This is a genomic window from Priestia sp. RMT2NF4, assembly GCF_047872835.1.
Lineage (GTDB): Bacteria > Bacillota > Bacilli > Bacillales > Bacillaceae_H > Priestia > Priestia zanthoxyli.
Genome location: NZ_JBLQZO010000001.1, coordinates 949,664 through 968,594 on the forward strand (window position 1 = coordinate 949,664; position 18,931 = coordinate 968,594).

18 protein-coding genes are annotated in these 18,931 nt (G+C 39.3%); 3 read left to right on the forward strand and 15 right to left on the reverse strand.

Going from position 1 to position 18,931, the window contains the following annotated elements; genetic code table 11:
* Positions 1–70: 70 nt before the first annotated feature.
* Complete coding sequence (locus ACMX9J_RS04815; protein ID WP_045292218.1) at positions 71–343, reverse strand: DUF5344 family protein; 273 nt, start codon at positions 341–343, stop codon at positions 71–73.
* A 6-nt stretch (positions 344–349) separates the two neighbouring features.
* Positions 350–703 carry a YwqH-like family protein gene (locus ACMX9J_RS04820; protein WP_182030229.1) on the reverse strand — a complete coding sequence of 118 codons (354 nt, stop codon included), beginning with the start codon at positions 701–703 and terminating at the stop codon, positions 350–352.
* A 336-nt stretch (positions 704–1,039) separates the two neighbouring features.
* Here ACMX9J_RS04820 and ACMX9J_RS04825 point away from each other — a divergent pair, with 336 nt between their 5' ends.
* Positions 1,040–3,172 (forward strand): GDYXXLXY domain-containing protein, encoded by a 2,133-nt coding sequence (locus tag ACMX9J_RS04825; protein WP_416225477.1) that lies wholly within the window; start codon positions 1,040–1,042, stop codon positions 3,170–3,172.
* A 221-nt stretch (positions 3,173–3,393) separates the two neighbouring features.
* Here the strand turns inward: ACMX9J_RS04825 and abc-f are convergent, their stop codons facing one another.
* The 6 genes from abc-f to ACMX9J_RS04855 all read right to left on the reverse strand — a co-directional run bounded on the left by abc-f (position 3,394) and on the right by ACMX9J_RS04855 (position 11,199).
* Positions 3,394–5,022, reverse strand: coding sequence for a ribosomal protection-like ABC-F family protein (abc-f, locus tag ACMX9J_RS04830; RefSeq protein WP_416225478.1), 1,629 nt, complete (start codon positions 5,020–5,022; stop codon positions 3,394–3,396).
* A gap of 370 nt (positions 5,023–5,392) precedes the next feature.
* Complete coding sequence (locus ACMX9J_RS04835) at positions 5,393–6,715, reverse strand: alpha-glucosidase/alpha-galactosidase (protein WP_098627493.1); 1,323 nt, start codon at positions 6,713–6,715, stop codon at positions 5,393–5,395.
* Positions 6,716–6,741: 26 nt separating this feature from the next.
* Positions 6,742–7,572 (reverse strand): carbohydrate ABC transporter permease, encoded by an 831-nt coding sequence (locus ACMX9J_RS04840; RefSeq protein ID WP_028412981.1) that lies wholly within the window; start codon positions 7,570–7,572, stop codon positions 6,742–6,744.
* Complete coding sequence (locus tag ACMX9J_RS04845; protein WP_033579310.1) at positions 7,572–8,504, reverse strand: carbohydrate ABC transporter permease; 933 nt, start codon at positions 8,502–8,504, stop codon at positions 7,572–7,574. Before ACMX9J_RS04845 ends, ACMX9J_RS04840 begins: the two co-directional genes overlap by 1 nt.
* A gap of 89 nt (positions 8,505–8,593) precedes the next feature.
* The gene (locus tag ACMX9J_RS04850; RefSeq protein ID WP_033579311.1) at positions 8,594–9,853 is read right to left on the reverse strand and encodes an ABC transporter substrate-binding protein; all 1,260 of its coding nucleotides are present in this window, start codon (positions 9,851–9,853) and stop codon (positions 8,594–8,596) included.
* Positions 9,854–10,164: 311 nt separating this feature from the next.
* Positions 10,165–11,199, reverse strand: a complete 1,035-nt coding sequence (locus ACMX9J_RS04855) for a LacI family DNA-binding transcriptional regulator (protein WP_154992434.1) — start codon at positions 11,197–11,199, stop codon at positions 10,165–10,167.
* A gap of 333 nt (positions 11,200–11,532) precedes the next feature.
* Here ACMX9J_RS04855 and ACMX9J_RS04860 point away from each other — a divergent pair, with 333 nt between their 5' ends.
* Positions 11,533–12,288 (forward strand): hypothetical protein, encoded by a 756-nt coding sequence (locus ACMX9J_RS04860; RefSeq protein WP_416225479.1) that lies wholly within the window; start codon positions 11,533–11,535, stop codon positions 12,286–12,288.
* Between the two features lie 29 nt (positions 12,289–12,317).
* Here the strand turns inward: ACMX9J_RS04860 and ACMX9J_RS04865 are convergent, their stop codons facing one another.
* The gene (locus ACMX9J_RS04865; RefSeq protein WP_416225480.1) at positions 12,318–12,743 is read right to left on the reverse strand and encodes a hypothetical protein; all 426 of its coding nucleotides are present in this window, start codon (positions 12,741–12,743) and stop codon (positions 12,318–12,320) included.
* A 117-nt stretch (positions 12,744–12,860) separates the two neighbouring features.
* Between ACMX9J_RS04865 and ACMX9J_RS04870 the strand changes: the two genes are divergently transcribed.
* Entirely contained in the window at positions 12,861–13,640 is a 780-nt protein-coding gene (locus ACMX9J_RS04870) for a class I SAM-dependent methyltransferase (RefSeq protein WP_325075333.1), read from the forward strand.
* 55 nt (positions 13,641–13,695) lie between these two features.
* On the opposite strand, the gene ACMX9J_RS04875 is transcribed toward ACMX9J_RS04870, so the two are convergent.
* The 6 genes from ACMX9J_RS04875 to ACMX9J_RS04900 form a co-directional block, all read right to left on the reverse strand.
* Positions 13,696–13,911 (reverse strand): DUF3951 domain-containing protein, encoded by a 216-nt coding sequence (locus ACMX9J_RS04875; RefSeq protein WP_014459685.1) that lies wholly within the window; start codon positions 13,909–13,911, stop codon positions 13,696–13,698.
* A 76-nt stretch (positions 13,912–13,987) separates the two neighbouring features.
* Positions 13,988–14,443 carry a GNAT family N-acetyltransferase gene (locus tag ACMX9J_RS04880; RefSeq protein ID WP_416225481.1) on the reverse strand — a complete coding sequence of 152 codons (456 nt, stop codon included), beginning with the start codon at positions 14,441–14,443 and terminating at the stop codon, positions 13,988–13,990.
* Between the two features lie 16 nt (positions 14,444–14,459).
* A complete protein-coding gene (locus ACMX9J_RS04885; RefSeq protein ID WP_416225482.1) occupies positions 14,460–15,134 on the reverse strand; it encodes an HAD family hydrolase in 675 nt (224 codons plus the stop codon).
* A 134-nt stretch (positions 15,135–15,268) separates the two neighbouring features.
* The gene (locus tag ACMX9J_RS04890) at positions 15,269–16,183 is read right to left on the reverse strand and encodes an alpha/beta fold hydrolase (RefSeq protein ID WP_416225483.1); all 915 of its coding nucleotides are present in this window, start codon (positions 16,181–16,183) and stop codon (positions 15,269–15,271) included.
* 301 nt (positions 16,184–16,484) lie between these two features.
* Positions 16,485–17,621 (reverse strand): glycerate kinase, encoded by a 1,137-nt coding sequence (locus tag ACMX9J_RS04895; protein WP_155008011.1) that lies wholly within the window; start codon positions 17,619–17,621, stop codon positions 16,485–16,487.
* A gap of 20 nt (positions 17,622–17,641) precedes the next feature.
* Positions 17,642–18,910, reverse strand: coding sequence for a GntP family permease (locus ACMX9J_RS04900; RefSeq protein ID WP_028412973.1), 1,269 nt, complete (start codon positions 18,908–18,910; stop codon positions 17,642–17,644).
* Positions 18,911–18,931: the final 21 nt, after the last annotated feature.

Sequence of the window (18,931 nt, forward strand, 5' to 3'; positions counted from 1 at the left end):
TTTTTATTTGAATGCCAAATCTATGCTGGTTGAAAGGTTGTTTTTGATAGCTTTATATAAAATATGAACATTATTTAGCGGCGTTTGCAGCTTTTTCATCTGCTTCTTTTATGGACTGCACGGATTTTTTGGTGGCGTTCAAATCATCGAGGAGCGTTTGCTTGTAGTCCACAATTAACGTTTGCAGCTGCTGGTTCAGCTGGTTTAATTCATCGAGCACCGCTAGATCTTGTCCGCTTCCTACGTGAAACGGAAAAAGCGGCTGGAACTGCTGCGCAGCAGCGCTTAGGTCACTAAGCGTTCTATTAATTTCACCATCTATTACTTTAATTTCGTCTGCCATATTGCATCACACCTTATCTTTTGCTTCGTCTTCTTGCATTTTAATGGCGCGTTCCATCCCTTGTATATCCGATTGAAGCGCCGTAATTTTTGCTTCAATTGTCGCAAGGGCATCCGTCAGCTGACGGGTCAGCAAATCATCGTATTCGTCTAACATAGCGGTGCGGATGTCTTCAAACCCAACAGCAAGGCTGCCTGACCAAGTGTCGGAAGTGAGCTCTGGTTCTTTTACCTTTTCCTTTGCACGTTCAAGCTCGCCTTTAACTTCCGTTAACGTGTTTTTACTAGCGGTAAGCTGCTGGATATCTTCATGTGCCTGCTTCACTTGGGTATACAGATGAGCAACAAACATCTCATTCATATGATGACACTTCCTTTATATCTATCTCTTGGTTCTTCTAACAGTAATTCCCTTTTATAGCTTATCAAATAAAGAAAGAGAGCACATCGGCACGTTTTCTTATATTTTTTGGGAATAATGTAGGTTTTTAGTTCAATACCCACTCTTCAGGATAAAATAACCAAAACTATCTTACTATTGACAATTTATCAAGATTTTCGAACTACTTCATGTGTTATTTCCATGCCACTAAAAGGTCTTTTTACACAATTTTTTTGTTAAAACGCATTCATTCTTTCTATTTCCAAATATTTAAACATGCGCTAGTATATACATAATATAAAGAGGAGGTTGAGTATGAGAGAAAAGCTCGTAAGACTCGGTTATTTACTGGGGTTGGCTCTTGTTTTGTCCAGCATTTTATATTTCTTTGCATCGAACTGGCAAGGCTTTGACCGCTACACTAAAATTGCGCTGAGCGTGGGGCTGATGCTGCTGTTTTACGGAAGTGCATTTGCGGTGCGAAAGCTGCTTCCTCAGCAGGCGTTTTTAAGTCACTGGACGCTTTTGGCCGGCGCTCTTTCATTTGGATTAAGCATCGCGCTTCTTTCTCAAATTTACAACACGCACGCTGAATCGTACTGGCTGTTTTTAATTTGGCTTGTGCCGATTATTTTGTTTAGCTTTTTTACAAAGTATCAGCCGTTTTACGTGTTATCGTTTGTTTTATTTCAATTCACCATGGCTTTTTTTATTTCACCAACAGGCGCAGTTTCACAGCGAGGCGAACACGAGACGCTTTTACTTTACGCAGGAATGGCGTTTGTGAACTTACTCATCTTTTGGATCATAAAAAAGAAACAGCGCTCGTCTCCTGTGATCATGTATGCAGCGTTTTGTTTGTTTCACTACATTTTTTTAACTATCTCCCTGCCGGATTTCACAGGCAGCTCTAGCTTACGGATGGGTCTTATTATTTTTTATTTGCTGTTTTTACTAAGCTCCTTGTTTTATTTTTCAAAAGTGGAGCCGCAAAGGTCATTTTTAGGGATTTCCATTGTGGCATTTGCTTTATTTGTTATTGAACAGTTTTTCTCTTTTATTTTTAAACACTACGCTGAATGGTCACTGTTCTTAGCTTTAGGATTTGTGATTTTATTTATTGGTGCAAGCGTATGGTTTGTCAAATGGCTCACTGCTAACACGGCAGCACAAAAAACCTCGCTCCGCGTAATCAAACGAATAGCTGTGATTGGGATTACGGCCATTGCATCGGTCATCGGCAGCAGCTCTTTAGGAGGACTTGTCACACTTATTACAGGAACGTACCCAACAAACGGAATGCTTGTGATTGGCGTTTTGCTGATTGTGGCATGTTATTTAATTAAAGCAGATATTCCAACCGTGAAATATACGCTTTTAATGATGGGCGTATTAATTAGCGGCGGCGCTTCTTTTTTTGTGAACGACATTCTGTTTTTTATCTACGTCATCGCACTTGTAGCGCTTTTAGTATTCACAAAGCATACGCCCGTTCGCCTGTTGCTTTTTGTGCTAGTGCAAGGGCTCCTGTTAATAAAGGTTCCGACTGCTTACTATGACACTATCAAAATAGATTATGTGCTGCTCGCTTTGTTTCTATTAAATGCCGCTGTGTACACGATAAACGTACACCACGCGTTTAAAAAAGCAGCGCTGCTTCTTGCTTTTATCTTTTTACTGTCGCTGACTGAATTAAGCGAACCTTCTTTTTTAAATATTATTTACTGTACGGTGTTTTTTGTAATTTCGACCGTCTTTTTATTTGTGACGGTACGAAAAGAGCCAAAGTATGATTTTATTGTCGGCATGATCTTCTGGTTTGTTTTTTTAGCGATGAAATATTACGACTTTGTGTGGAATTTATTGAATAAATCACTTGTGCTTGTTGTTTTAGGTCTGATCTTTCTTTTCCTAAGCAGGAAATGGGACCTGTCAACGCCTGATCAGCCGCAGCCGTCGTTTCTTGACCGCAGCCGAACCGCTGTATGGGTCATCGTTCTTGTTCAGCTCATTATGCTGGGCGGCATTTTCACTAAAAACGAAGTGCTTCTTCAAAACGGAAAAGAAATTAAGCTCGCTTTACAGCCGATCGATCCGCGCTCGCTGCTGCAAGGCGATTATGTTGAACTTAATTACGACATTGCGCACGTTACCTTACCTCATGTGAAAGACGGAGAAAAAGTGAAGCTCGTTCTTCGCCCTGACAAACAAGGCGTGTATGAATACGCAAAAATCTACCAAGCGGATGATGACTGGAATAAGCCGTATACTTCTAAAGAAAAAGACGTTGTCATTACGGGCAGCTATCACGACTGGGGAATTCAGTACGGAATTGAGCATTACTTTATTCCAGAAGGAACCGGCAGCAAAGTGGAAAGCGAAGCTCGTTTTGCTACTGTACGAGTTGGAAAAAATGGAGATGCGATCGTTACAAAAGTAGGCAAATAAAAAAGCAGCTGCTTCAACATTGAAGCGGCTGCTTTTTGTTTTAATTGATAAATACGCTGATGATCATCGTTAGAATAAGAATCACAAAGAAAATAATGATTCCATAGCCAATCCATTTTATTCTTTTGGGCGTTCCTTTTACATTCATATCCGTCATTTTTCCTTCAATACGCTTTTGATGTTCAGTAACATCATTGTATTCATTGTTAGGTGAAGTGATATTACCCTTCCTTTCTATTTAATCGTTTTCTTTCTTCTAAAAGCTCTTCGTATCTTTTTTCAAGACGCTGCTTGTCTTTTCCTTCTGGGGTGATAGAAAGCTCGCTAATCACTTTTGTTAATTCTAGTTGAAGCGCAAGTTTCTCCGCTTCATTTTGCTGCTGTGACGCTTTTTTGCTTTTACCCGTGTCTTCAATCGCCGCGAGCTCCGCTTTGGACTGTTTTAACGTCAAAACATGCGTCGCAAGCTTTTTAACAAAATAGCGGTCGTGCGTCACAAATAAAATCGTCCCTGGATAAGCTTTTAACACTTCTTGAAGCGCTTCTTTTGTATGAAGATCAAGATAGTTGGTCGGTTCATCTAAAAGAAGAACGTTATAGTTTCCTAAAAAGACTTTTGCTAATGCCGTTTTGACTCGTTCTCCTCCGCTTAGCATCTCTACTTTTTTATACACGTCTTCACGTTTAAAAAGTAAGCGCGATAGCACCGTACGAATAAACTGCTCGGTGTACGGACTGTCTTCTTTAATGTTTTCTAAAATGCTTTTAGCGGGATCTAGATTTTCAAGGCGCTGATGGAAAAAGCCGAGTTTTACAGGCTTCGCAACCGTAATTCCTTCTGTTCGCTGCTCAATCATATTCAGCAGCGTAGATTTTCCGGCGCCGTTTTTGCCGACAATCGCTACTTTCGCTCCTGGCTTCACACCGCCTTTTAGTTTTTGAAACAAGATATGATTACCAGCTGATGCTGAGACTTTGTCAAAGCTTAGTACCTGCTTGCTGTGCACTTGGTGAAACTGCGATAGGTCAAAATGAATTTCTTCCATTTCTTTTGGCTTTTCTTTTTTCTCCAGCTTTTCAATTCTTGTTTCAATCGCTTTTGCGCTTCTATCTAGCTTGGCTTTTTGTTTTCCGACCGCTCGTTTATGAAGTCTCGCTTCAGAGTTCCCCATACGGCTCGGCGCTTTTTTAAGCGACTTTGATTTTTGGCTTTTTTCTTCAGAGGCCAGTTCAAGACGCTGCTTTTCTTTTACATACTGTTCATATTCAAACTGCTGTCTTTCAACCGCGTGTTTTTTTTGCGTCACATATTCTTGATAATTGCCTTCATAACAGTGAATTTTGCCGCCTTCTACTTCCCAAATAGACGTACAAAGGCGGTTTAATAATTCTCGGTCATGTGAAATCAGCAGCAGACTGCCTGTAAAAGACTTCATTTCTTCTTCAAATTTTTCTACGCCTTTTACATCTAAGTGGCTCGTTGGCTCATCGGCTGCAAGCAGTTCCGCGCCGGATGAAAGAGCAGATGCAATTTTCTTTCTTGTTTCTTCTCCTCCGCTAAGAAAGTCCGCTTCAGTTGGCACACTCCACTGACTTTTCATCTCAGGAGAAACGGCAGATGTAGGTTGAACATCAAGCTGCGGAATCAGTGAGGAACGGCCATATGTTTGCACAATCCCTTGATCTGGACTCATTTTCTTCATTAAAATATGAAGCAACGTCGATTTGCCTTCTCCGTTTTTCCCAACAATTCCAATTCGCTCTCCGCGATGTACTTGAAGCTTCTCCGCTTGAAACAGCAGGCGATCTCCATAGCTTTTTTCAATATTTATAGCTTCTAACAATAACATAAAAAAACCTCCCTAGGATTTCTAGAGAGGATTAGAGGTCATAATTAGGCATACGCAAATATGCACCCTTTTATAGAGTAAAAAAAGGGAGAAATCACTTCATATAAGACATATAGAAATGGCACCTAAAAATGTACAGACTAATCCTATCTAGACAAATGTTCATTTAAAATAAAGTTTTAAAAGAATGTCTAAAAAAATAGGATTACTTATCCATTGTCTACGGTACCTTTCCTTTCTTAGTATAAAATGACTTGCTTCTTACAGTGTATGATGAAGTTTTTTAAATGTCAATATCGCTTTGGATGATATTCCCTTCTTTTCCTAAGCACAAAAGATCCTCAGCTGATCTCAGCCGAGGATTCTTTTCTTACACGTATTGGTTCACTTTCCCTGTAAAGTCAGGCAGCCACTCGCCGTGGGCTTCAATTAAATCATCGCACATACGAATGATGTCATCCATAGATAATTCCGCATTTGTATGAGGATCTAGCATCGCTGCTTGATAGATGTGCTCTCTTTTTCTAGTGACCGCTGCTTCAATTGTTAGCAATTGCGTATTAATATTCGTACGATTTAACGCCGCAAGCTGCTCAGGTAAGTCTCCTACATAAGTCGGCATAATGCCGCTTCGGTCTACAACACATGGAACTTCTACGCACGCTTTTGTCGGCAGGTTACTAATTAAGCCTCCGGTATTTAATACGTTACCCGCAAATTTAAACGGCACGTTTGTCTCCATTGCTTCAATAATTCTAGAGCCGTACTCATGTGAACGTGTATGAGTTAACTGACTGTTGTTAACCATTTCTTCTCTCATGGATTCCCAATTGCTGATTTGCTCTTCGCATCGGCGCGGATATTCATCAAGAGGGATGTTAAACTGATCAACAAGATTTGGATATTTATGTTTAATAAAGTATGGATGATACTCTGCGTTATGCTCAGACGATTCAGTAATATAATAACCGAACTTATCCATTAGCTCAAAACGCACCATATCGTGATGCTTTGTTCTTTGTTTTCCTTTTGCCAGACGCTTGATTTCTGGGTATAAGTCTTGTCCATCTCTTTTTACTTCTAGCAGCCATGCCATATGGTTAATGCCTGCAATTTTCTCTTGGATTCCTTCATGGTCCATTCCGAGAGAATCAAATAAATCTTTTGTACATACTTGAACACTGTGACAAAGGCCTACCGTCTTTACATTGGTATAGCGCAGCATTGCACCCGTTAGTGTTGCCATTGGATTGGTGTAATTTAAAAACAGCGCATCTGGACATACTTCTTCAATATCTTTTGCAAAATCAAACAGCACCGGAATCGTGCGCAGTGATCTGAAGATTCCTCCAATTCCTACTGTATCTCCAATCGTCTGACGCAAGCCGTATTTTTTAGGAATTTCAAAATCAATAACGGTGCTTGGTTTATAACCGCCTACTTGAATGGCGTTAATCACATACTTTGCTCCTGTTAAAGCTTCTCTGCGGTTCAAATAGGCTTTAACCGTAATATTCACTTTGTAGTTTTCTTTTAGATTGTTTAGCATATTTTCCGAATCTCTTAAACGCTCAGCATCTATATCGTAAAGTGCAAACTCAAAGCCAGCTAAAGCAGGCACAAACATGCAGTCTCCTAAAATATTTTTTGCAAAAACTGTACTTCCCGCTCCGATAAATGTGATTTTAGACATCGTCATCTTCCTTCCTCGTATTGGTTTTATCCTTTTACAGATCCTGATGAAAGCCCTGCAATAAAGTATTTTTGTAGCACTAAAAATAAAATGGTCATTGGAAGCATCGCAATGATCGCAGCTGCTCCTACTAAGCTAAGATTATTTTGATTTTCGGCAAAAAAGCTCGCTAACGTAACGGTTAATGTATGCATTTCCTTATCTTGAAGGAAGAAAATTGCAAACTGATAGTCGTTCCAAATATAGACGCTTGCAATAATTAAAATAGACGCAGTAACAGGCTTTAGCAGCGGAAATACGATTTTAAAGAAAATCGTTAACGTGCCGGCCCCGTCAATTCTTGCTGCTTCCTCGAGCTCTTTAGAAATAGTGGAGCGAATGAAGCTCGCATATAAAAAGATCGTTAGCGGCAAAAATGCTGCGACATTATTTAAAATAGCAATTTGATACGTGTTCATCATCCCCATATTCACAACCATTTTGTACAGCGGAACTAGCGCTGTTAAAGGCGGTATTACCATCACGGCGATAAAGATAAAATAGACGTACTTATTTAGTTTCGTTTGGCGTCGCGCTAAAGGATACGCAGCCATTGATCCTAAAAAAATAAGCAGAATCGCCGAAACGAACGTAATGATAAATGTATTAACAAAAGAATTTCCTAAGTTCGCTTGCTCCCAAGCCGCTGTGAAATTTTCAAGGTGTATGCTTTTTGGAAATACCCATTTTGAACTAAAATCCCCGGTTGCCTTTAAAGAAGTCGTAACTAGAATATAAAAAGGGACAATATGAACGAGCGTTATACAAAGCGCTAGAAAGGTAAAAAATCGTTTTTTCCGTTTATTTGTATAGTCCATCACGCTTCTGTCTCCTTTCGCTTAAAGTACACAAGTGCTGATAAGCTAATGACTAAAATAATGAGCGCCATGCACACACCTTGAGTTGCAGCATAGCCGGCGTCCTGTCTTCTAAAATATAAATCATACATAAAAGTAGACATTGACTGCGATGCATCTCCAGGCCCTCCTCCTGTCAGCGCAACAATGACGTCAAACAGTTTTAAACCTCCGATAATATTTAAAACGACGTTAATTGTAATCGAAGGCATGAGCAGTGGAAGCGTAATGTTTTTAAACTGCTGAAGAGCCGATGCTCCGTCAAGCTGCGCCGCTTCGTAATAATCTTTTGAAATACTTTGCAGCCCCGCTAAATAAATAATCATCGCAATTCCAACGAATTGATACGTATTGACGAACACAATAATCCAAGAGTTAAGCTCCGGAGTCCCCAAAGCATTAATCTTCTCAAAGCCTAAAAATACAAGAAGGTCATTTAAAGCGCCTCCTTGGTAGGCAAAAAAGAAGTACCAGATATACCCCATAATAATTGGGCTGATAATAACTGGAAGGTAGACAATTGTTCTTGTTACAGCTTTCATTTTAATGCTTTGATTGAGAAGCAAAGCATACAACAAGCCAATAATGTTTTGGAAAATTGTACTGCCTATTCCGTAGAGCAGCGTATTTTTTATCACAAGCCAAGTCGTTGGGTCTGCAAGCAAACGTTTATACTGCTGGAGCCCAATCCAATCGTATGTTTGTGAAAATCCATTCCAATTAGTAAAGGAAAGTCTAATTCCGTTAATAAAAGGATAGATAATAAAAACGGTGATAATTACTAAGCCGGGAAGGTACATCCACCATAAAGAAGACTCTGTTTTTAATTTTTTCTTTCGTTTTTCCGTATCTCTTACTACGGAAACCGACTCTTTCCTGACTATTTCATTCATCGTGTTCACTCCTATTTCAGCTTGTGTTGAAAAGAAGCAGAAGACTATCTCCCTGCTTCTTAGCGAACAAGGAACTTTTGCACACTATTTTATTGTTTACTGAGACGCTTGTACTCTTTTTCCATCTCTTTTGATAATTGCTTTGGCGTTAAACTTCCCGCTAGCAATTCTTGACCTGTAGAAGACATCACTGCCCACATACCGCTCGGTAAATACTTTCGGTCGAAGTATGGCTCAACTTTAATATCGCTATACTTATCGTAGTATTCAGAGTAGTAGTTTTGGGTTTTATTGTTTGTCAGAGCCGATGCTGAAGACGTTCCTTCGGCAATCTTTTTGGCAACTTCCGGCTGTGACACAAATTCAATAAATTTTTTCGCTTCTTTAAGGTGCTTAGAATCCTTCCACGCAGCAAGGGTAAAGCGCTCTCCGCCAATCCAGCTTTGCGTGCCCCCTTTATGAATAGCAGGCACCGGTACCGTTCCTACTTTTACTTCAGGATTTAATTCTGTTGCATCCGGTCCAAGAGATCCGCCCACAAATGTAAAAGCAATTTTATTTTGAGCCATTAATTCCGTTGCTTGAGATACTTTTGCGGTTAATACATCTTCATTCAGCAGCCCTTTTTTCTTCATTTTTGCCATTGTTTCCGCTAGAGGCGTATAGTTTGACCAATTGAATGTCCCTTTTTCCAACTGCTTAGCATAGTTCTTATTTTTTGCTGTAATAAGCTGAGGTGTAGCCAGCTGATCAAACACTTGAGCAATATTGCCATTTTCCCCTCCTGGGATCCATAGAGGCGCTACTTCTCCTTTGCTTTTCTTTTTTACTGTTTCTAACGCTGTTATAAATTCATCCATTGTGTTAGGAGGCTTTATTCCGTATTTTTCTAACAGCGTCGCATTATAGCTAATTCCGTCTTTTGCTTGATTTAAAGGATACGCATACACTTTGCCGCTTTTATCTTTTAAAATTTGATTTAGCGCCGGATCCAAATGCTGAACCCAATCCATATCTTTTAAATCTGCTACATACTCCCCGTAGCGAAGCTGAGACCAGCCGTGCGTATCAAATAAATCAGGCATATCATTTGCACCCATTTTCACACGAAGCATATCTTCATAGCCGTTACCCGGAAAATTCGCATCAATTTTAATATCTGGATTTTGTTTTTCAAATTCTGTAATCGCGTTTTGAAGCGCTTTTCTCTCGCCTTTATTACTCATCGTAGAAAAAAGCGTTAGCGTTGTTTTCCCATTTCCGCCTGTTGCCGCTTCTTTATTTCCGCAGCCCGCTGCCACAACAGAAAAGACTAGTAATAGAACAAAAAGATACGTAAGCTTTTTCATTTATCTTTTTTCCTCCTTATACTCTATCAAGACACAAATAACTGAATATTCAGTTATTTGTACATAGACAAATTCATTGCACAACGAAATAAAGTCACTTATAATTTAATCCTATACTTTTACAAAGGTTCAAAGAGTCCTAGAAATGAAAAAGCTTTTTCATCTACATATTTATCTGCCAATAAGTATGTAGTTTCTAGGGCTTTTTAACCTGCCTTTTTTATGATTTTTTCTATTTTTCTTCCCCCTTATCACTCTTTATGTATGAATTCTGCTTTTCTATCACCCCCTTTCAAGTTATAACTTTTAGGTTACTGCTTCTTGAGCAAAGCTCCGCAGCTTTCACGGTAAATTAGTTTGGTCGGCACCATGACTTTTAAAGGAATGGACCTGCCGCTTAACCGATCTACTAGCATTTTAACAGCCTGCCTTCCCATTTCTTCGGTATATACTTTAACTGTGGTGAGCGGCGTGCTCGCAAATGCTGCGACATCCACATCATCAAAGCTTACAATCGCTACGTCTTCAGGAACCTTTATATTTGATTGCTGCAGGGCACGCATCGCTCCTATCGCCATTGCATCACTTGCGATAAAAAATGCCTCAGGAAGATTTCCTTGCTTAATCGCTTGTCCCATCAGCTCATATCCTTCATTCATTGAATATTCGCCGACATAAACTTTCTCAGAATCGAACAGGCCTTTTTCATGCATAACGCGTTCAAAAACCGTTTGACGCTGATCTTCAATAATAGAACTTCCATTGATATAATGTTCTCTTTCTGTCCCTCCGATATAGCCAATTCTTTTATAACCGAGGTCAAATAAATGATTTAATGCATGTTTAGTAGCTTTCTCAAAATCAATCATGACCGAATCGTACAAATCCTCATCCGCTTTGTGATTGATAAAAACAATAGTATCTAAATGATTGCTCACTTCTTGAACCGTTTCTGGACTAACTCTTCCCACTACAATTACTCCATCAAGATCCTGCAGCAGCTCTTCTTGCTTCATGCCTTTTAGTCTAAATGACTTTACTGTAAAAATTTCTTTTTCTGCGCATTCACTCTCTATTCCATGGCGAATAGAAGAGAAAAAAGGGTCTACTAACTCTTCTTCAAGGGATTGAGCAAAAATGATACCTATCCTTGGAGCTTCTATGTCTTTTCCGTTTGCCGTTCCTTTTCGTATCTTCACGGGCGTATATTGCAGCTCCTTGGCTGCATGAAGAATGCGCTCACGAGTAACCTCAGATACAGAAAGCGTATGATCATTATTTAGTACTCTGGATACGGTTGAACTGGAAACATTAGCGTACGCCGCTATATCTTTTAAAGTTGCCATCTTTTTACCTCTCTATTGTAATCTTCTATTTTTACTAAATATTTATCTCTTATATTGGAAGAATAGCACATTAATAAAACGCTTTCAATAAATAATTTTAAAATTTCAGTAAATTTATTAAAATATTCTCCAAAATTCTTCATTTCTTTTGCTAGTTCCGCCGTTAAAATGACAAAATCACTGCTATTACTACTTTATTTTTATCACACTGCACTAAAACTTAAGTAAACTTTTAGTAAATATTAATTTTTGTGAGAATTTGTTCATATTTGATATAAAACGGTTTGTTGGGGAAAATAAAAGGAGAAATACTGATAAGGAAAGAGAGAGCCTATGATTAGCCAACATTCTTATTTTCAACAATGTCTGCCTGCCCTTCAACAATTACATAATATGAATTTCACGAAAGAACAGCTGTTGCAAAAAGACTTTTTAATTCGGCAAGAAAATGGATTAAGCATGTATTACTCACCTCATAACGACTACATAAATCCAGACGCTCATATTTTCATTGCGGGCATCACACCAGGCTGGTTTCAAATGAAAACCGCTTTTAAACAATGCGTTTCCAGCCTGTCCCATCATCATCCGCTTGAACAAGTACTGTACGAAACAAAAAAATCCGCTAGCTTTAGCGGAACGATGAGAGTCAATTTAATAGACATGTTAGACAGGTGCGGCGTTCAAAAAGCGATCGGTATGGACAGTGCCGCTGAGTTATTTGCTTCACAGCGAGATTTACTGCATACAACTTCTGTACTGAAATATCCCGTGTTTTATAAAGGAAAAAACTATACGGGCCATCAGCCGCCAATTGAACGATCAGCGCTTCTTTCACACTATGCTTTTGAAGTGTTTCCACAGGAATTGAACGAAATAAAGAATCCATGCTTAATCATTCCGCTAGGAAAAGCAGTTGAAAATGTTTTAAGAAAACTTTCGCGTGAACCTTCGTTTTCTCGGCATACGTATTTATTTGGCTTTCCTCATCCATCCGGAGCAAACGGACATCGAAAACGGATATTTGAAGAACACCTAGATGAATTCACGGAAATTGTGGAGGATTGGGCTGTAAAAAGAAAGAGCTGAAACTAGTTTTGCCTCTTTCTTTTTGTAATTTAAGCCTCTTTATTTCGGGCGATATTTGATGCTTTATTACGCAGCCCTGCCCTCATAAAAATTCGTTCTGAAATAAAAGCAGCGATAAAAAATAAAGCGACTAGTCTTCCTAACGTGAACACCAATGAGCATACAGCAATTAAATGGTAGAGCGCTGAAAACATAGGCTCACGTTTTTCACTTGTTTTTTTAATTGAAACGTTCACGGCTAATTCAATCACAGCGGAAAGCAAAATGAGCAGTGCTATTACTTTACCCATCCAACTAAAATCACCAAATCGAGTAGGAATATCAAATACTGGCAGGTTAAGATCCAAATGCAGCCACCGATCTATATAGCTGAAAATAATAGATACAGCAGCTAAGAATACGCATAAAGTCCAAACCTTCACGACGACAAATCCCACCGCTATTTTTCTAATCATAAAAGAATATAGATACTCCAAATTATTTACCACTCCATTTCTCTATGTTTTTAAGAACATTAGGAACCTTATTTGCTATAATTATGTAAAAATACACCTACACGGAGGTCCGCTTTTATGTTAACAAATTTAGAAGAATATAATAACCCTCTTTTATACGACGATGAAAATGAGCAGTATACAGAAGACGTTGCTTTTTTACTAACAGAAGCAGCTAAGGAAAGCGGAATAATCCTTGACTTAGCTTGTGGTACAGGACGTGCGACCATTCCATTAGCAAAAGCGGGACATTCACTGATTGGAGTAGATATTCACCCACCCATGCTGCAAGAAGCACAAAAGAAAGCAGAGGCTTTAAAGCTATCTGTTAAATGGGTAGAACAAGACTGTACCAAACTCGACTTAAAAATAAAAAGCGACTTTATTTATATCGTAGGAAATTCATTTCAGCATTTTCTAACAAATGAGGAGCAGCACGCCTTTTTACACCACGTTTATATGCATTTGAACGATGGTGGAACCTTTATTGTTGGAATACGTTTTCCTTCTATAGAAGAGCTAACGTCAACAGCCGCCGAAGAGTATTGGAAAAGCTATCAAGATTCCGACACCGGATATACAACAGACGTCTACATAAGCAGCCACTATGATGCCATCAAACAAATTCAGCATAATCTCACAACTAGAAAGATAAGAGATCACGAAACAATCATAAAAGAAATAACATCGAAAATAGATTTACGCTACACGTTCCCGCAAGAAATGGAACATCTTTTAGCACGTATCGGATTTATGATTACGAACGTCTACGGAGATTGGAAAAAGAGCGCTTTGACCAACCAAAGCACTCAAATGATTTACGTTTGTAAAAAACAAAGAGTCAATTCCACTCCTTAACACGGTTTATAGCCTGTTTATTTCTAGTATTACAAAGAAGGATACACATATCACCTTAGCTTTTTCTTCTTTTGGCATCTCCTTCTTTTTCTTCTATTTCTCGTTCATTTTGCGCTTCGTGAAACTCTTCTTCTGTTTGTGCAGCAAGATAATCAAACGGCGTATAGTAATTACGGGGAAGCTTTCGATGCCACACCGTTTTAATCATAATAATCATCAACGGAATACTCACCATTAAAATAGCGGCTAAAACTAGTAGCGAAAAAATCATAAATTATTTCCTCCTGCTTTATGAACCCTACCTCTTAAAATAACAAAGCGGATATCCTACACCCATTCACTTATATTCAATCTACATTTACTGTCATCAGTATACGAGATTCATGAGTAACAAAACCGTTTTTTTCAAAGAAACGTTCTGGTTTGCCTTGGCCTCTTTCAGTAGACACATAGACTTCTTTCACTTCTTTTTGTATAAGTAGCTCTTTAAGGAAAGATAAAAGACTCGTTCCTATGCCAGTTTGCTGAGTGCTGCTTAACACACAAATTTCATTTACATAAAACGTCTTATAGTTCGCCCACTGTTCTTCATTTCCTACTATAAATCCTATGAGTTTATTATTTTCACTATGAAAGAAACCTATCCCTATGTAACCTGGAGTTTTACTGATATCGTATAAACGAGCATAAGCAGTGTTTATACTCCAAGGCTCATTCCACGGTGACCCACTAAAAACATTTGTATAGATGATTGCTGCTTCTTCTAATTCTTTATCGGTTAGTAAACGAACTTGACTTTTCATCATTGCTCCCCTTTTCTCAACAGGTCTCTTGAAACTCATTCATAACGTTCAATAGTTCTTTTAAATCCTCTATTATATATGAATCTGTAAAACTTCCGTCAAAGAAAGCGTCTTTTTTCCATACAGCATGCATGCCCGCGCCTCTTGCGCCAAGCACATCATTTCCTGGATGATCCCCGATATATACACTTTCTTCAGCCGACACATCAAGCGCTTTTAACGCTCGCAAAAAGATATCTTTATGCGGTTTTTTAATGCCTTCTTGCTCGGAAACGAGTATAGTATCAAAATAGTGATCAATTCTAAGCGCCTTAATATTCATCCACTGAAAGTCCGTAAAACCATTTGTGATCATGCCTAGCAACAACCCTTTTTTCTTTAGCTCTTTTAGTACATGCTCCATATGTAAAAACGGAACGCAGTGAGCTGGAAAATAGTGAAGGTAATCATCTAGCATCTCTTCCCACGCCAGATTCGAAAGATCATATTCGTTCAAAAGCTGCTGATATACTTTGTCTTTCCATACGTAGCCTTTTTGATCCAGCTCAATAAATCTAGATATGTATTTCTGCTTCGGTATGTGTGCTAGCTCTTTACTATAACGCTCATACTGATCTTGAATAAAATGTTTTAACGAACTGTCTCGGTCTAATAGTGTCCCATCTAAATCAAAAATAACGGCTTTAATCATGATTTGCCTCCTCTATATATAAATCATTCCAGCGATTGGTTAATTATAACATTTATAGCTATACAGCTAACTAGATTTAATTCTTCTCTATAAAAAAGGAGACCTCTTGTTTGGACTCCTTTTTCTTATATCCTTTATTTCCTTGTACTTGAATTAATAGATGTATCTATAAAATCATTTACATATTTGCTAATTTCTCTGTACTTTGTCCAGTGTAAATAGTGATGCCCTTGTAAAACAACTAGTTTTTGCGACGATACGTGACTTAATTGATTTTGGTAAAACATAATATTTGATTTTCCTTCTTCTTTTTTGTCTATTTTTCTAGTAAAAATCATTACGGGCATTTTTGAAGGAAACGACATATCGAGAGTTTTATTTATATTGTTGTTCAGCTCTTTTGCTTCATCAATGACGTTTTTGTTGTAGCCTTTCCAGCTGGAGATTGCTTTTGTCATTTTTAAATTTTTTGCTGTATACGTTCCTTCTTCGGCTAGCGGTAGATACTGATTAGGACTAGTAAGCAGGGCTAAGCGCGCAAGTCCACTTGGCGCTAAAACACTCATCAAACTTGGTATATTCGGCGTTTCTTCTTTAAAATAATCCAGCGCTTTTGGTAACGTAGGATCTATTCCAATAATTGCTTTTACTTCATCTGGATATTTATTAGCGTAATACATGCTGTACACGCCAGAAACTGAGTGCGGCATTAATATATACGGACCTTTTATATCCGATTTTTGCAAAGCTTCTCTCATTTCGCTTACACTATTTTCTACCGTACGTTTTTTATTCGTAATGTCACTCCATCCGTATCCAAATGCTTCTACTACCACAACTTTATTATCCTTCGACAGTTCATTTACTAACGGTTCAAAATCTAGTGCAGGCGCAGCCGTTCCCAACCCGCTTAGTAGTACCATCGTATTTTCCCCTTTACCTTTTGTATATACATGAATATCTCTGCCATTAACCTCTACTAATTGACCAATAGGCGGGTACTTTTTCTTTTCCACTGCCGTCATTACTTGATTCGTTACAATCCACATGATGCATATCCCCAATATAGCTACTATCACGTTTCGTAGAATTCTCAAGAACCTAAACTTTTTTTGCACGTTTACCTCTCCTTTCCGTAAGTAGCAGTTAGTAAGCTGACGAGAATGCTAGCGAATCTTTGTAACTGCTTACTTACTATGACGCTTTAGAAAATGTTTAGTTCTATTTCCTATATAAAATTTAAAAGAATGATAGCAGCTTACTTCAGCACTAAACGAAAAAAAGGCCTCTTCTTATGGTAGAGACCTTTTACTATTTATTAAAAAGCGAACAATAAAAACTGTATCTCCTTCACTTGATGCCTAAGCGTATAACTGACGCTACGTTTTTAGCCGTTCTTTCAATATTTTCATCAGCTTTTTCTAGCGCTTCCTGAAGAGACACTGCCCCGGGCACGACGCTGAATAAAGCAGAAATACCATGTTCATACACAGCTTCACTTCCCGCTCCAATGCTCCCTGCTATCGCTATCACCGGAACGCTATGCTTTTTTGCTGTTTTGGCTACGCCAATGGGTGTTTTTCCGTAAATGGTTTGTCCATCTATTTTTCCTTCACCGGTAATGACAAGATCGGCATTTTTAATATAGCTTTCTAGCTGAGTTGCTTTAATGACGATGTCTACACCTGGCTTTAACTCCGCAGATAAAAATGCCAGCAGGCCGCCTCCTAGTCCTCCTGCCGCTCCGGCACCAGGAATACTTTGAATATGAATACCCATTTCTTTTCCAACAATCGCTGCGTAATGAGCTAAATTACGGTCAAGCTGTTTAACCATATCAGGAGTCGCACCTTTTTGAGGACCAAACACAGCGGATGCTCCGGTTTCACCCGTTAACGGATTGTCTACGTCGCACGCCACTTCTACTTTGACTTCAGCAAGCCGAGAATCCAAGTTTGTCAGATCGATAGAGGCTAACTGAGCTAAACTGCCTCCTCCTTCTTTTATTTCTGCTCCGTTAGCATCAAGAAGCTTTGCCCCTAAAGCTTTTGCCATACCGGTTCCTCCATCATTTGTAGCACTTCCTCCAATGCCAATGATGATATGCTTTACTTTGTGATCTAACGCTTTAAGAATGAGCTCGCCGGTTCCTCGCGTTGTTGTGATAAGCGGGTTTCGTTTATCGACAGGGACATGATGAAGACCTGAAGCGGCTGCCATTTCAATAACAGCCGTGTTGCCGTCTCCAAGAATTCCGTAAAAAGCTTCAACCTCTTTACCTAAAGGTCCGGTTACTCGCGCTTGTATAATATCTCCACCCGTTGCGTCTACAAGCGACTGAACAGTTCCTTCTCCTCCATCTGCCATAGGTACTTTACTAATCTCCGCGTCTGGAAAATGAGATTTTATTCCTTTTTCAACCGCTTCACAAACATGCAGAGCCGTTAAGCTTTCTTTAAATGAATCCGGTGCAATCACAATTTTCATAGAAACACTCCTTTTTGTTTTTACCCGTATAGCTTTAATACACCAAATATAAGCGTGGATACAATTGCCATAATGAGTCCAATCAGCGATTCATAAGGGATTAATTTTAAACGTTCTTTTATTTTCATATTTACACTTCCGCCCGTTGCGTGGAAAAAGCTTCCGTGCGGAAGGTGATCAAGTACGGTCGCTCCGGCATGAACCATAGCAGCTCCGGCTAAAGCAGAAACGCCTAGCTCTAAAATCGTCGATCCAAAAACTTGGCTTGCGACTGCTGTTCCTGCCGTTGTCGAAGCCGTTGCGGCTGACATAAAAATACCTGAAACCGGTGCTAAAACATAAGCAGGCAACCCAATGGCAGACAAGCCTTGAATGATCACGTCTTTTAGCTGAGAGTTAGCAATGATTCCTGCTAATGTCCCCGTTCCAAGCAGCATAATGGCTACACCTGACATTTTCCCTAACCCTGAAATAGCGTATGTATTAAGCTGTTTTCCTTTTTTCATCACAATGGCACCAACAATCCCTCCTGCAGGAAGAGCAACCATCGGATCAACATTAAGATCAAAAAGCGGACGCAGCGCCAGCAGCACGATGGTAACAATAGGTGCTATGATAGCCGTTAAAAACAGCGGTAAGCTGCTTGCATCCACTGTATCTATTTCTTCAGCTTGAACCATTGTTCCTTTTTTCACTAATCGTTTGGCTACTAGATAAGTGGCCGCTACGCCAAATACAGCGGGAATGATTCCTGCAGCCATCACGGATGTAAGCGGAATATTAAATGCATCTGAAGCAGCAATAGCGTTAGGATTAGGAGACATTAAATTCCCTGCCTTTCCCCCTCCAATCATTGCTAATAAAATAGCTGGCTTTGACATACCCGTACGTTTAGCAATCGCTAAAGCAATAGGCGCCACTGTGATTACAGCCACATCAACAAACACGCCTACTGTCGTAAGAATGAGTGTGGCTAGCGCTAGAGCTAAAAGCGCTTTTGTTTCACCTAGTTTTTTCACAATGGTTTCTGCTATAACCGCTGCAGCACCTGATTCTATTAATACCCCGGCCAATACCCCAGCTGCAAGAATTCGCAGCACTGCAGGAATGATGCCTTGCGCTCCTTCAATCATTAAATTAACGGTATCAGCGATATTAACTCCGCCAATCAGTCCTCCAATTAAAGCTCCGGCTATCATTCCGTATGCTGGAGCCACTTTCTTTAAGATTAATATAATAGCAATTACTAATGCACAAATAGCGCCTAATGCGCTTACTTGAACGTCCATAAAGCATCCCCTTTCTTATTT